The sequence below is a fragment of the Nocardiopsis sp. NPDC055551 genome, assembly GCF_053619415.1.
On sequence record NZ_JBSHJJ010000011.1, the window covers coordinates 214,989 to 229,901 of the forward strand.

At 65.9% G+C, this 14,913-nt stretch carries 9 protein-coding genes; 2 read left to right on the plus strand and 7 right to left on the minus strand.

The genetic code is table 11. From position 1 onward, the window contains the following. Positions 1-223 precede the first annotated feature (223 nt). The 5 genes from ACWGSK_RS20680 to ACWGSK_RS20700 form a co-directional block, all read right to left on the minus strand. A complete protein-coding gene (locus ACWGSK_RS20680) occupies positions 224-2,014 on the minus strand; it encodes a UvrD-helicase domain-containing protein (protein WP_452456486.1) in 1,791 nt (596 codons plus the stop codon). Then, positions 2,004-3,863, minus strand: a complete 1,860-nt coding sequence (locus ACWGSK_RS20685) for an ATP-dependent nuclease (RefSeq protein WP_452456487.1) — start codon at positions 3,861-3,863, stop codon at positions 2,004-2,006. Before ACWGSK_RS20685 ends, ACWGSK_RS20680 begins: the two co-directional genes overlap by 11 nt. 620 nt (positions 3,864-4,483) lie before the next feature. Beyond that, positions 4,484-4,969: a hypothetical protein gene (locus tag ACWGSK_RS20690; protein WP_452456488.1), complete on the minus strand. Its 486-nt coding sequence runs from the start codon at positions 4,967-4,969 to the stop codon at positions 4,484-4,486. Next, on the minus strand, positions 4,966-5,562 hold the full coding sequence (locus ACWGSK_RS20695) for an ATP-binding protein (protein WP_452456489.1): 597 nt from the start codon (positions 5,560-5,562) through the stop codon (positions 4,966-4,968). Before ACWGSK_RS20695 ends, ACWGSK_RS20690 begins: the two co-directional genes overlap by 4 nt. Before the next feature lie 124 nt (positions 5,563-5,686). Then, entirely contained in the window at positions 5,687-6,556 is an 870-nt protein-coding gene (locus tag ACWGSK_RS20700) for a DUF5753 domain-containing protein (RefSeq protein ID WP_452456490.1), read from the minus strand. Positions 6,557-6,704: 148 nt separating this feature from the next. Between ACWGSK_RS20700 and ACWGSK_RS20705 the strand changes: the two genes are divergently transcribed. Both ACWGSK_RS20705 and ACWGSK_RS20710 read left to right on the plus strand, forming a co-directional pair. Further along, entirely contained in the window at positions 6,705-7,559 is an 855-nt protein-coding gene (locus tag ACWGSK_RS20705; protein WP_452456491.1) for a helix-turn-helix domain-containing protein, read from the plus strand. Further along, entirely contained in the window at positions 7,556-7,756 is a 201-nt protein-coding gene (locus ACWGSK_RS20710) for a DUF397 domain-containing protein (protein ID WP_452456492.1), read from the plus strand. Before ACWGSK_RS20705 ends, ACWGSK_RS20710 begins: the two co-directional genes overlap by 4 nt. A 62-nt stretch (positions 7,757-7,818) precedes the next feature. Here the strand turns inward: ACWGSK_RS20710 and ACWGSK_RS20715 are convergent, their stop codons facing one another. Both ACWGSK_RS20715 and ACWGSK_RS20720 read right to left on the minus strand, forming a co-directional pair. Then, the gene (locus tag ACWGSK_RS20715; RefSeq protein ID WP_452456493.1) at positions 7,819-11,844 is read right to left on the minus strand and encodes an Eco57I restriction-modification methylase domain-containing protein; all 4,026 of its coding nucleotides are present in this window, start codon (positions 11,842-11,844) and stop codon (positions 7,819-7,821) included. After that, positions 11,844-14,903 (minus strand): helicase-related protein, encoded by a 3,060-nt coding sequence (locus tag ACWGSK_RS20720; protein ID WP_452456494.1) that lies wholly within the window; start codon positions 14,901-14,903, stop codon positions 11,844-11,846. Before ACWGSK_RS20720 ends, ACWGSK_RS20715 begins: the two co-directional genes overlap by 1 nt. Positions 14,904-14,913: the final 10 nt, after the last annotated feature.

The following is a 14,913-nucleotide window of genomic DNA, read 5'->3' on the forward strand; positions in this document are numbered from 1 at the left end:
TTGTGTTTCGTTCCAGGTCAAACCGGATGAACTATGTGATCCGGGAACTTGAACGAGCCCTGCGGGGCGTGTGCGTCCACTTCTAGATATAACGCCGCGCACCCCGTGATGCCAGGTCACGCCTCGACCGGACAGTGCGAGGGCGACGACCGTAGCCACCGATGATTCCCGGAAGGCGATGGGCGCGATGGCAGAAACCGCATCGTCTTCACCGTCATCGGGCTCAGCCGTCCAGAACGCGGTAAGCAACATCCTTTTGTTCGAGGTGGCCGGCGACACGTCCGAGATCACCCGGAGGGACTCCGAGGGTCAACAGTCTGCGCGCCCGAGAGACTGCCACGTACAGGATGCGCACCGCTTCATCCTCCCGGCCGTTGATCCAGTGGTCGATCATCCCGGGCCGGTATCCCTGCCGCGGGGTGAGGAGCATGAGAACCGCGTCGGCCTCGCCACCCTTCGCCTGGTGGACGCTGCCGGCCGTACCCACTCCGTCCGCGTCCGGGGCGGGCGCCCCAGCCACCTCCGCAGCGGTACCGACGAGTGAGACCGCATCGGCGGGCTTCCAGCGGAGGGCCCCTGGTGGATGGTCGCCCCTCATGGTCGGCCCGTAGGTGTTGAACACCTTCTCCGCCTCCGGCACCCATGAGGACAGGGGCGTACCGAGTTCGGGTAGGTGGGCGAGAACCAGGGCCTCCGCCCGGTCCACTCCGACCTTGGGCAGGCCGGACCGGCGGATCCGCTGTTCCTCGGGAAGCCCACCTCCTGAGCACCACAGGTCGAGAATGTGTTCACGCAGAATCCGTGACGCCTTCTCCCGGCGCCTGCGCGGCGAAGCCGATGCCCGAAGCACCCCGACCGCCCAGAGGAAGCGGTTCAGCGGATCCAGGGGAGCGTAAGGGGTACCGATGAGGTCCTTGGGCAAAGTGCCCCACTGCCGCGCGAGGACCAGACGTTCGTCTTGGGGGATACCACACCGGTCCGCTTCCCTCCGGAACACCTCACGTGGCCTGTGGTCACCGTCATCGCGCGGTACGAGCAGGATCGGAGTATCGTCCTCCCGGGACGGCCCCACCGCGGTGTCGCTCCCGCTCCCCTGACGCAGGGTGGCGGTGAGATCACAGATCACCTGGCTGCTGCGCCAGTTGTGGCGAAGCTCCATACGGGGAAGATCACCCACCAGCCTTGGCGCCGATACGGCGCTCTCCTCTCGGTCGCGAAACCCGTAGATGTTCTGGTCGGTGTCACCCACGAGCATGAGGCGAAGCCCCAGCTCGTTCACCCTGCGGAGCACGGCGTCGTCCTTGACCGAGCAGTCCTGCGCCTCGTCGACGATCAGCTCGTGGAAACGGCCAGTGAGCATCCGCGCCATCACCGCAGCGGTACCGGGGTCGTCCAGGTTGCGCAGCGCCCGCTCCCGCAGTTCGTCGCCGGTCAGGTAGCCGCTCCTGATGAGCTGCGCCTTCTGCTCGGCTGCCCACTGTTCGAGCACCCCCACCTGCTCGGGCCTGTACCTCTTACGCTTCGAGTACTTCATCCGCGCTTGAGGAACACCCCGGGAAGAAGGCGTGTACTCGAAGTCGTCCAGACTCACGCGTTCCCCGACACGGGCCTCCGGGTGATCTTCCCAGCTGTCCAGCCGACTCCAACCGTCCTCGCCCACCCCTGAGGAGTCCAGGTATGGCCGGACCAGATAGCGCCAGATGAAACCGTCCAGCGTGCCGATGAAGTGCGGGTATCCGCTGAGTTCGGGCTTGCCCCGGTCCCGGCTCCGGGCCCGCAGTTCACGGCCGGCGGCCCTGGTGAAGGAGACGATGGCGCGGCCCCGCCTCACTGGCAGGGGGCGGTTCAGGTGACGTTCGACGATGACCCGCGTCTTACCGGCTCCCGGACAGGCCTGGACCCATACGGCCTCTCCCGGAGCCAGGTCGCGCTCCACGATGCCGCGCTGCGCCGTGTGCGCCTGGTCGGCCAGGGTGTTGTTCTCCGTGGTGAGGGGGGTGTACTCAGCGACCATTGGTGACCCCCTCGGTGATCCACGTCAACGCACTCTCGAAGTACTCGGGCACGACTACGGGAATGTCCTCCTGCGCCGATACCGCCAGTACATCCTGGGCGAAGTCCCCCTTACGCACCTTGCACTCGCCGAACATCTTGGCGAACCTCTTGTCCCGCTGTCCGTCCGGCAGTTCCATGAGTTCGTGCCAGTCCTTCTCCCCCGCATTGGGACGTTGGCGGGCCCAGGCCTTCCTGAGGATCGTGGCGTTGCCTTCGGCCGCCCGTACAAGCTCGGGTTCCAGGGTGGTCTCGTTGGCGAAGACCTGTGCAACGTCTCCACCGGCCGCGAGTCTTTCGAGCAATGCGTTCAGGTTCTTTCGGCGATCGGGAACTCGGCCGTCGCTGGTCCCGTGGAAGTCCCCGTCGGTGATGACGGCGACACGCTGTCCGATCCGCCGGCCACTGACCTCATCGCGTTTGAGCAGCACCTTGAGGTAGGGCTCGAAGTCGACCCCGTCGATGGGGACCACGGCGGTTCCGCGCAAGCGCCTCTGGGAGACCGGGTCGAGAACCAGCTTCCCGAACGCGGGCACCAGAATGCCCTCGGCGATGCCCTCCACCAACAGCACTCGGGGAGAGAAGAGCATGGTGCTGCGCGTGGCATTCAGGTACTGCCCCACCTTGCCGAGTTCGCGCGCATCCATGTTCAGGTTCCGCACCGCGACACTCGTGGTGCAGTGTTTCTTCGCTTGAGCAGGGGCATCGCTCATCTCCCGCGCGTCGGAGGGCAGCGAGGTGGTGCGCCGTTGGAGGACGACGAGGTCCTCGGGCGGCACCGAAGTGGCGATGTGGGGCGCGTGGGTGGTCACCACCACCTGAATGCGACCCAGCCACTCCTGGCCGCTGGCGTCGGCCTGTTGGCTTCGCTCGGCCTCTTCCTGGAGGTGGTCCATGAGGATGCTCTGGAGTTGGGGGTGCAGGTGGGCCTCGGGTTCTTCCACCAGGAGCAGGGTCAGGTCGGCCTCGGCCGCGTTGCGCAACTGGGCGAAGAGCGTGGCCATGAACAGCAGGTTCGCGTAACCGTGACCGCTCTCGGAGATCTCTTGGAGGCCCATCCCTTCCTCTTCGAGACGCAGCCGCAGCGAACGCGCAACCGCGGGAAGGGTCGGTCGAGAGAATCCGAAGCCCGTGGTCTGTGTGTGGGCGCCCTGGGTGAGCTCGACCAACCGTTCACGGACGGAGTCCGCGGCCTGCGTCAACGGTGTGAGTTCGGCGATCTGTCCGAACCGTTCCCCCACATCGCTCAGGAACGAGTCGACCTCGTCCTCTTCGAGCAGGAACCCGCCGATGAAACCGTGCAGGTAGCGGCCGGAGGCGGACGCCAGTTCCCGTTGAGCATCCCTCAGCGGCGGTAGGTACAGGTGCCGAATACGCTCTCGGGCCGCGGGTTCGGGGTCACGGTCGGTCGTGACGGCGTCGCCCGCCTGCCACGTCGACTTGCCGCGTTGTTCTCCCAGAGCGGGCGGGGTGTAGGCCAGGTGGTAGACGACGCTCTTTCCGTCATTGGCCAGGGCCGAGTTGTACAGGGCCAGATCATTGTGCTCCGCCGAGGTGTACCGCGCGGACAGTTCGATTTCGGTACGGCACGAGTCGTGGTGACGGCCATCAAGGCAACCGTCCCGGTGGACGTCTTCCGCCCGGAGGTGGATATCGCGCCTACCGTCCAGAGGCGCGGTCAAATGGCGGATGGCATCCATGACGTTGGACTTGCCGGCGTTGTTCTCCCCCACCAGCACCGTCACCCCGGGGTGAAGGGTGATGGTCTCGTCGGCGAGCGACCGGAAACCCTTCAGCTCTAGTTGACACAAATACACAGGAGGCCTCCAAGTTGCTGTGAACGCTGCTAACAGGTGATCACTGTACATGCGACGGACACAGCAAGGTGGTGGTTCCCGAACAACGGAGTTTTTTCTGAGGATTCACACCGGACCGCACGCCCTCCTACATCTCTCGGTCAAGCCAACCGACGACAGCACCGGGTGCGGCGGATGAACACAGGCCATCAGAGTGGCGCCTTGTGTGACAGAGCGCTGATCCAGGTCCTGCGCGGCAAGAGCATCGATATGAGAGCCGGGAGGTCAGTCCTGTGAAGGGCCCGAGCGGGAGACGGGGCGGAGTCGGCGGCGGTCGGAGGTGGGCAGGGGGATGTGGTCGGAAGATGAGCTCCCCCAATATCGACAACGTTAGGGCGCGGCGGGGGCTTCTGGCGAGGCCTGGTGATGGGGCTGTGGATAACCCGAGCCGTGGGGTGGGAGCAGGTGGTGTGAGGAGAGGGTGGGGCCACGTCGGGGTGTCCCGGCGCGGCTTTTCTATGGGTGGGATGGGTGCCTGGGCGGAGTTCGGATGGTGGGGTGAGGGGTTCGAGGTGGGGCCGCGCCGGGGGGCGGCGCGGCCCGGTGGTGGGTGGGTGTCGTGGGTCGGGTGGTGGTCAGGGCAGGAGCGGGGCCAGGTGGTGGGCCAGGGCGCCGGCGGCGGTGGCCAGGGCGTAGCCGAGCAGGTGCCGGCCGGTGTGGGAGCGGCGACGGGGCCGGGGTTTGCGGTGGCTGCGCGGGCGCCTGGGCAGGGGCGGGCGCTCCGGTCGGGGACGCGGTGGCGGCGGGCCATCGTCGGGGGCCGGCCGGGGCCGCGGGATCGGTGGAACTCCACCGGGCCGCTTGGGCAGAGGCCTCCGGTCACCGGGTTCGGCCAGGCGGGTGACGGGTTCGTCGGTGCGGGTGGAGCGCGGGGGTGAGCAGAGCGGGAGGACCGCGTTGGGGTGGGCCGCCATCTGGGCCAGGAGGTGTTGTTCCCGGGCGTGGCTGCGGGCACGCGGGGTGGCCAAGGGCCGGGGCGAGGCCCCGGGGCGGGAGAAGCGCTGTCCCCGGGGCGCGTCCAGCACCGCGCGCAGTTCACCCGTGACAGGTCCGGCGCTCACGCCAGGGCTCCGAAGGGGGCGCGGGGGCCGGTGAAGGCGAACTCGGCCCACAGGAAGGTGCCCAGCCCCTCGCAGAAGGGGAAGCCGAGGACCTTGCGGCTGCCCCAACGCTGGGAAAGGTGTTCGACCATGAGCAGGCCCCGGCCGCGTTCGGCCTCATCCCATTCGGCGAGGGTGCGGTCAGTGGGGATGGCCGGTTCGGTGGGCGGGCCGACCGGGGCGGGGGTGGTGCGGTGGCCGTCGTCGATGACGCCCAGGCGGAGGGTGGTGGCGGTGGGCATGGTCAGGGTGCGGATCACGTTGCCGTCGGGCTCACCCGAACGGCTGTGATCGATCGCGTTGGCGAAGAGTTCGCTGGCGCACAGGACCATGTCGGCGGCGGCGTCGGTGGACAGTCCGGACAGTCGGGCCAGGTCGCGGTACAGGTCCTGACGCATGGTGGCCAGGTGGGCCAGGTCGCCCGGGTAGAGCAGGCAGGGCCAGCGGCGCCCCGCGAATCCCAGGGTGGGGATGGGGTTCGGGGCGGGGTCGGGGGCAGGGTTGAGGGCCGGGTGCACGTGCACGAGCGGGAACGGCTGAGGCACAATGGACATGTCGGTCAGACTCCTTCGTTTCTTTAAGCGGGAACTGCTGGAACTTCGATCGGCCTGCTCTGGGGGTGTTACCAGCACCCGCCAGAGCTTTTTCATGCCGGGGTGAGGCTGGTTCGGTGCTCGGTCAGTGGTCGGTGAGGGCCTGGCGAGGGCTGGGGGTCAGCCGCGTGGCCAGTTCGGCGATGCGGTGCAGGGACTCCTCGGCCGACAGGGCGACCCCTTGGAGGGTGGCGAACAGGTCGGTGTAGGCCTTGACCGTGGCCGATTCGCGGTGGAAGTGGCCGGTCCCGCAGGGGTGCGGGGTATAGACGATGGTGCGGGCCGGGGAGTAGCACAGCGTCCAGAAGGCGCCGCGCAATCCGGGGTGGGGGCCGGTGATAGCGGGGATGAGGTGCACGGTTACGTGGTCCTGCTGGGCCAGGTGGTGCAGGTGCAGGAGCTGGGCGCGGAGGACTTCGGCGGGTGCGAGGTACCGGGTCAGGGCGGTTTCGTCGACCACCAGGCAGTGGGACGTGGTGGTACCGGTGGGGCGGAGTAGGCCGGATGTCTCGGAACGAACCTCGGTGGAGAGCGGGAGGCTCATCGGAGCTTCGAGCCGGTGCAGCGCGGCGGCGTAGGAGTCGGTGAGGTAGGGCTCCGGGAGCACGAGGGGCGCGTAGGCCCGGACCTGGAAGACCTCACCAAGTGCGTCGCTGATGGTGGGCGGCCGCTCGGAGCGAAAGAGCGCGGCCAGGTGCGCCGCAGCCCAGGAGTTCCAGAGCTCACCGCCACCGTTCAGAGCCCGGTCGAGGTCCCGGGCGATACGGAGCCCGGGGTCACAGCCGCCTGATTCGACTTCCTGGAGGACTTCGGGCGTGGTCAACGCCAGGTCAGCGAGGAGGGAGAGGGAGAGCCCCCGTTCCTTGCGCGCACCCCACACCCCTCCCCCATAGTTCTCCCAACCCACCTCACCCGCTACGCCACCACGCTTCCTCGTTCCGCTGTCATCAACCACGTCGCCTCCAAGACACATGAGTTGCCCGAAGTTGCACCACCCGTGGTAGGCAACTGGCTACAGTGAAACTCATGCAACATCAAAATACAAGTCGTATCTACAAGTGGTCCGAGTTGTCCCAAGCTGCGAAGGAAGGCAGGATTCAGTGATGGACCGTAACCCCACGCTTGCTCAATGGCAGCTTGCGCAGGAACTCAAAAGGCTTCGCGGTGATCGCAAGTTCAGCGAGGTCGTACGGGCGACCAGAACTACCGGTGGCAGCCTGGCCCGGTGGGAAACCCCTGGAGACCGTGGCGTCGTTCCGGGACCAGCAGCGGTCGAGCGCCTCATGCAGGTCTACGGAGCGGAGGACCAGCTGGAGAGGATGCTCGCGCTTCGGAAGGAGGCTCGCCAACCCGACCGGTGGCAGCCTTACGACCTTGAGCGCAGCTACCGCACCTACGCCAACATCGAGTCACAAGCCACCCTGATCGAGTACTACGCTTCGCAGATCATCCCGGGTATCGCTCAGACTGAGGCGTACGCCAAAGCCATCATCAAGGCCACACTCCACCCCAGTGGTGACGCTGACCGTGAACTCGCCGTCCGCATGGAGCGGCAACAGGTCCTACGGCAGGAAAACCGTCCCGAGCTATGGCTGATCGTGACCGAAGGCGCACTACGCCAGCAGGTCGGCGACCCCGAAACCATGGCTGATCAGGTAGAACACTTGATTCAGCTAGTGGACGAATCGGGCGTCACTCTCCAAGTGCTACCGTTTTCCACAGGTGCACATGTGGCCATGCGACTGGCCGGATTCGTCGTTCTGCGCGTCAGCCATCATGGCCTGACTGCCGTTTACGCTGAGGGACAGACTGCGAGCCACTTCCTCACCGACCAGGAAGATATCGAAGAGTACACGGCCGCGTTCAACAGGCTACGAGCTGCCGCCCTTGACAAGGGACGACAAACCCGAAAACTCCTGGAACGCATCGCCGAAGACCACAGGAGCAAGAAGGGATGAACGCTGTGTTCGTTGATGAAGCATCATGCGCCTGGTTCAAGTCCAGCTACAGTGCCGCACACGGCGAGTGTGTAGAAGTCGCCAAAGGACCGGTCACCGGAATCCGAGATACCCAAAATCGTGAACTCGGTGCACTCTTCTTCAGCGCTGACGAGTGGCAATCCTTCCTCACCCCCACCCAGAACAACATGCGCTAAACACCCCTGAACGCAACTGGCCCCGCCTGTCACCGAACAGACGGGGCCTTGTTGTGGGTAGATCAGGCGGGAGCGTGGCGGGGGCCGTGACCAGGCGGCGGGGTCAACTCGGAGACGAAGTTCTCGCCATCAACGAGCGGCGTGTCCTGAGAGACTCCAGCCTCAGCCATCCGGTCGTAGATCTCCAGGATGCGTTCCTTGGTCCGGTAGGTGCCGTACTCGGCAACATCCTTCTTCTTCACGATTGGGAATGTCTCCATGATGTAGGCCACGTCATCACGCTTGATCCCGTACAGGTGGAAGAACAGAGCGTCTAGCTCCGCCCGCATCACCGCACGCCGTTCCTCGTCCCACCGGAACGGCTCCCCTACATCGCCCATATCCTGCGCGAACGACCTCAAGTCAAATGCAGCATAACTCAACTCAATAACCCTATTTACAATGAACTCCCAAAACCCTTTTATGCTTCCAGGGGAAGGCAAGGGGAGCTGCTCAAGAAGAAGAAAAGTTAGATTAGTACCGCCGCTTTTCTGGCGCAGAATGTAATCAAAAACAAAAGAAGACAAACCACCCAAAAACAGAGGAGCATGACTGGGATCCCCTGGGAGAGCCAGATTCCCAGAGTCCCCCAGGCTAGCGCTCGGAAGAATGCAAGATATCACAGTCCTCTCGTCAGTGGAACGGCAAATCTTCCTGACGCCGAGAACCCACTCACTATCCCATTGGAAGGAAGACATCTTCCGATCGACATCGGCCTTTTTGATCCAGTACCTGGGTGAAACGAGGAGCTCTGGATTTTTCTTGTCCTCTTGGGAAATTCGATCAGAAGACTCCTGAGATGTGTAAGTTGCCCACCTGTGGTCATAATGATGGAAAAGCTTAGCCTCATAGACAGGGAGCAGCCCGACACCTGGAACTAAACCTTTATCAAAGGCATTCCCGGAAGGGAACCCTATCTCAAATACGTCGGAGTCATCCGACATGTGCAGCACCCTACCGAGGTCGATCGACCAGGGATTCTGAAAATCGCCGGTGCGCTGAATAATCACTGGCACCCTCCTGTAGATGCTCAGGACGATCTCCGCATCACGGCGACCCCGGAAAACCGGAGATGTACCGCTGTTAGGATTGAGGAGGGTGATCTCTTCCGGGGTCATAGTGAACGCCTTTTCAGCGTCATCCAGCTCTGCCGGATCGTGCAGGAAGAACGCGAAGGATGCTTCCGACTCCCGCAGGTCACTCCCAGCGAGAGACAGGACGCAGAACTTGAATGAGCGATGCACCCCTTGGAATAGTGGCGCAGCGTTCTCGAAGTCGTAGAGGGCCGCGATAGAACCGTTCTGAACTAGGGCCTTGAAGAAGTACTGAGTGGTAGCATCAGTGGCGATACCGGTAGGAACGATCACTCCCATTCGCCCCTTGGGGCCAGCCAGGGAATAACCACACTCCGAAAATGCAGCATAGGTATTTACGGTGCCGATTCCAGTCAGTTCATACTTTCCTGATTCACGGATGAACTGAGCTTCGCCATCGCCTTGGCGCTTAGCAGCATAGAACATGCTAGCTAGGTCCGGATTCCTATCCGACAGCTTCGATATGAGTTCTCTTCTAACAGAAGCATTGGGGGCTTCAGCGATCTCCACATCACGCTGGGCGAAAAACTCTTGCTCTTTGAGCTTCATCCGCTCCCACGGCGGATTCCCCACCACACAGTCGAACCCGCCGGACCACCCGGTACCTTCGTCCGCCTTCGCACCATCAACCGAGGCGAAAACGTCCGGGAACTCCAGGTGCCAGTGGAAGAACCGGTACTGCTCGCTCAGCTCCCCGATCTCCTCCACCGTGGTGAAGGGTGCCCCGTAACCCTCCTTGGCCTTGGACAGGTTACGGAAGATCTCCTGTGTGACAGCCCTGGGAGCATCCGGGGTCTTGCGCCACATGAACGCGGCGCACCAGGCATCGGCGACCCGCTTGTCGCGCACGTACTGGTCCGACTCCGTCCACTCCCGGTAGGCGGTCTCCTGACGGCGCACCTGGTCCAGCGAATCAGCGGTGATACCGGTGATCTGCTCCAACTGCCGCGCGTGGGCGGTGTTGTCGACAGTCACAGGAAGATCGGCGATGTCCAGCACGCTGAGCTGCCCGCTACTCTCCTCCTTGTTGGTCTTGGCCAGGAAGCGCGCGTACTTCTTGTCGTCACCTTCGATCGGTTTGAACGCCTCATCCGGGATACCGCCCCGGAGCAGCTTCGGGGTCGCACCGATGAGCGCGTTACCGTGCTTGACGTGCGCGTCCAGGAAGTTGAGCGGCTTGCCCGGCTCCAACGCCTCCAACCACAGCGACACCTTGGCCAGCTCCACCGCCATGGGGTTCAGATCCACCCCGTAGATGCAGTGCGCCACCACCTCGTGCATGGCACTGCGCACCACGTCCACGGTGGGCTCCGGGTTGCCTTCCCGTACCGCCGCGACCTTCTTGGCGATCCTTCTGGCCGCCGCCACCAGGAAGTGCCCGGACCCACAGGCCGGGTCGCACACGTTCAGCTTCAACAACTCGGCGACGATCGCTTCCGACTCATCGGGCCTACCCGCCGCAGTGGCCGCGACCGATCCGCGCTTGACCGCGTCATCGATCACCGGGTCGAGTGAGGAGTTCAGCAGGGTCTCGATCAGCGACGAGGGCGTGTAGTACGAGCCCGTGGTCTTGCGGTCGTTGCCGGCCAGTTCCACCAGCTCGAAGGTCCGCTCGGCCGCGCTGTGCTTGGGAACCAACTCCAGCAGCGACTCGTAGATCGACCCGAGCTCTTCGGCGTCCAGGTTGCGGTAGTCCACCGAACGCCAGCGCTTGGACGCGGTGTCACGGACCTGGGCCAGGTGCCGCACCGCCCCGAGCAGGGCGTCGTTGGACAGCTCCAGCCCGGTCAAGGGCGCGTCGGCCTCGGTGTCGGTGAACAGGCCACCGAGCGCGGGCACGGCGAGTTCGGGACGCCCGTTCTCGTTGCCCTCACCGTTGCCACCAAGGGCGTCCAGCACCAGCTTCAAGGCCCGGTACTGGTCGGCGTGCGCGGTGCCCCTACGCCTGCGCGCGTGGGAGCGCAATCGCGCCGAGGAGAAGTAGGCGGCGTAACGCTCCTTGGCCTGCTCATCGGCGCCGGGCGGGTGCAGGGCGCCCCGGTCCTCGGCCACGAACAGGAACAGCATCCGGTAGACCATGCGCAGCAAGGCGGCGTGCAGGGCCTTGGTGTCCAGCTTCTCGCGCAGGCGGGCGTTGGCGGGGTGCTTGAGGAAGCCGGTGCCCAGGACGGTGATGGCCTCCTGCACACCCTTGCGCAGTTGTTCCAAGGCCCGCGTCCCGGAGGTGATCGCCTCGGTGCGCCACTTCTCCAACCAGCACGTAGCAGGCGGCTCGCCCTCGGCCACCTGGAACCGGGAGGCGTGCAGCAATCGGTACAGCAGCACGAACTCGTTGAACAGCTCACCGTCGAAGATCGCTTCAAGGTCGAACTCCACGTACGCGGCCGTGGCCAGTGCGCTGGAGTCTCGCAGCAACCTCAGCTGTCGCCCGTTGGTGACCACCGCCCACAGGTGCGCCGACGTGCGGTTCAGCGCCTCCTGCACCAGCGACTGCGGCGGGGTGGTGCCCGCTCCCCCGGGCCGCTTGTCCAGGTCGGTGGCCCAGGTGGGCACGTGGATGGGAACATGCTGCCAACGGTGGCTGAGCGGGAAGACCCTTTCCGGATCGTCGTCGGCGACGAGCCCGCCCTCGCCCATCTCGGGCAGCAGGCCAAAGCCCAGCTCCTTGAAGAGCGGCAGCACCCATCGGTTCAGCGCGATGCCGGTGTGGTCGGTGGTGGGGGTGCCGTCGGCCTGGGTGGGCAGCTGTTTGCGCAGTTCGCGCCAGAGTCCCTTGAAGTAGGCCCAGTGGCGTTCGGCCTCGTCGGTCACCGACCCCAGGATGACCCCGTAGTCGGCGGGTTTGGAGCCGGGCACGTCCTTGCCTTCGGCGATGCGCACCAGCATGTCGGCGGGCAGCAACCCACCCACGGTGTGCACGGCGGTGAACACCTGGTTCTTGGCGATGGCGGACATCAGGCGGTACCTCCGGCGGGGGCGTCGTCGTTGGGAAGTGCGGTGTTGGGGACGGCGCTGGGAGCGGAAGCGCCGGCGACGGGCAGGTAGACGTAGGCACCGAGGATGTCGGCGCCTTCTTGGGCTTCGACCTTCAGGCCTCGACGGATCTCGCCGGAGGCCCCGCGCACGCGGCGGTGGGAGTCGGCGAGTTCGCCGGCCAGTTCACGGCCGTAGGCGTCCAGGTGGTCGGAGAGTCCGGGCAGACCTTCCAGGACCCGGCCCATGCGGCGCTTGGCGGGCTCCGGTTCGACGTTGGCGTCCGGGGTGGCGTTCAACAACTCGGCGGCCTCGGCCTGGCTCAGCCATTCGGCGCGCTCCGGTGCTCCCCGGAAGGCGAGCAGTCGAGCGTCTTCGGCCACCAGCTGTCGGGTTTCGTGCCGGGAGGGCAGCCTCAGGTGGAAGCGGTAGCGCACCAGCAACAACGTGGTGGCCTTGTCCACCGCCTTGGTGCGCACCACCCCGCACCTTCGGGCGGGCCGGGCACCGGCGGTGGCCGGGTCCAGGGCGGCGTCCAGCACGTGGGAGGCCAACGCTCCCACCACCGGATCGGTGCGCACCAAGGCCGCTTCACCGCGCGCGGTGGCGGTGCTCTGGCGGAAGGGGAAGGCGGGGAAGGGCTTGTCGTCCTCCACGGGGATGCCCAGCACGGGGGTCAGGGCGTCACGCAACCCCACGGGGGTGCCGGAAACGTCGGCGATGAAGCCATCCGATGCCGGGCGCAGGATGGCCTCCAACTCCCGCAGTGAGGTCTCCACGAACGCGCGAACCTCTTCGCTGCCGCCCAGGGCCTCGCGGATGGCGGCGACCTCGCGGGCCACCTCCTCGGGGTGGATGGCGCGCTGGGCGTACTTGGAGCGGGACAGCTTCTCGCGTTCGGCCGCCGACTTCCACCGCGCGTCCAGCTCGTCGGTCTTGGTGGTGAGCTCCTCGGTGCCGAACAGGGCGTCCTGCTCGCCGCGCGCCGAACGCATCAGCAGCCAATCGACGATGGCGTCGGTGACCCCGGCCGAGGACTCATCGGGCACGGACACGGCGATGCCCAGGTCCTTGCGGATCTGGCGGTACTTGCGGATGAGCACCTCCAGCACCTTGCCGTCGATGCCGTTGTCCTCGCCGTACAGGGTGATGACGCGGACTTCGTCGCGCTTTTGACCGTAGCGGTCCACGCGACCTTCGCGCTGGTCGTGGCGGGTGGGGTTCCAGGCCAGGTCGTAGTGGACGACGGCGTCGAAGTAGTGCTGGAGGTTGACGCCCTCGGACAGGCAGTCGGTGGCCACCAGGACCCGGCGGGACTCGGTGCCCGGTCCGCCCGCGCCCTTCCCGTCCTGCTCCGCCCTTTCCTCCTCGGCTTGGCGGGCGGTCTCGGCGGCGGCCTCCTCCGCGAACTCCTCGATGCGCTGCACGCGCTGCTGCGGGGACAGGGTGCCGGTCACCGCCTTGACGGAGGTGCGGTAGCCGGGCCTCTCACCCTTGGCGCGGCCGTTGAGCTTGCCGTCCAGGTGCTCGGCCACGTACTCGGCGGTGTCGATGTAGTGGCAGAACACGATGGGGTTGTACCCCTCCTCCAGCAGACCCTTGAGGTGTTTGACCAGGGACTTGAGCTTGGTGTCCTTGGCCGGGCCCTCCAACTCTTCTGCGCGCTTGGCCAAGCGCAGCAGGGGATGCTTGTCGCGTTCCTCGTCGGCCTTGGCGCCGGGGGCTGTGTCGATGCCCTCCAGCTGGTCGGAGTCGACCGAGTCGCGGGCGGTGGGGGCGCCGAGTTCGTCGGCTTCCTTGGCGTCCTTGGCGATGGCGGTGGCCGAGCGGGTGGTGAGGGTCTTGGCGGCGGCACGCGGGGAGGAGACCAGGGAGCGCAGCATGGCGATCGCCGACCACCAGGCCACCCGGCGTTCACGCCCGCCATCGGCACCGGCCTGCTGTACGCGCTCACCGGCGTAGGCGATGGCCTCGTCCAGCAGGGACCGGTAGTCGGCGGAGAGCTTGTACTTCTCGTCGCGAAAGAGACGGTCGGCGGGGAAGGCGGTCTTCTCCGCCAGGGAGTCGTCGACCAGGCCGTCGCCCTCGCGGGTCAGGTACTGGCGCACGTCGGCGCGTTTGCGCTGGACGAAGTGGCGGGCCAGGAGTTCCCGGCCGGTCTTGGTGTCGAAGTCGGCCTTTTCCAGGTCGGGGTTGACCAGGCCCAGCAGGTTGCGGAAGGCCGATTCCTTGCCGCTGTGCGGGGTGGCGGTGACCAGCAGCAGGTGGCGTTCGGTGTCCTTGGCGACCTTCTGGAGGAGTTCGTAGCGCAGCTGGCTCTGGTTGGAACGGGTGTCGTCGGCGGCCACGCAGGTGTGCGCCTCGTCCACGATCACCAAGTCCGGGCAGTACTTGACGAAGTCGTCGCGGTGGCGGGTGGACTTGATGAAGTCGGTGGAGATGATGACGTGCTTGTGCTTGTGGAACAGGGACTGGCCGTAGTCGGTGTTGCGTTCCAGGCGGGAGACGGTGGAGGCGAGCACGAGTTCGGCGTCGATGTTGAACTTGGTGCGCAGCTCGGTCTGCCACTGTTCGGCCAGGGCCGGGGAGCACAGGACGGCCAGGCCCTTGGCGTCGCCCTGGGCCAGGAGTTCGGAGGCGATGAGGCCGGCCTCGATGGTCTTGCCGATACCGACGTCGTCGCTGATGAGCATGCGCACGGTCTGTTGGCGCAGCGCCATGAGCAGCGGCACCAGCTGGTAGGCGCGGGGTTGGACGGCGATGCCGGCCAGGGAGCGGAAGGGGCCGGCCCCGGCGCGGAAGCCGATGCGCAGGGCCGAGCGCAGTAGGCCGGCGGCTTCGGCGTTGCCCAGGTCGGTGGGGTCGGGGGCGTCGAAGGTGGCCGCGCTGACCTTCTCGAAGGCGGGGAAGAGGGCGGCCACGTCGTCGTCGCTGCCGCCCAGGGGGCGCAGCACGAGCATGTCGGTGGCGCTCTCGGGGAGCACCACCCATTCGCGGCCCCGGGCCGAGACCAGGGAGCCGGGTGCGTACGTGGTGGTCATGGGGCGAAGG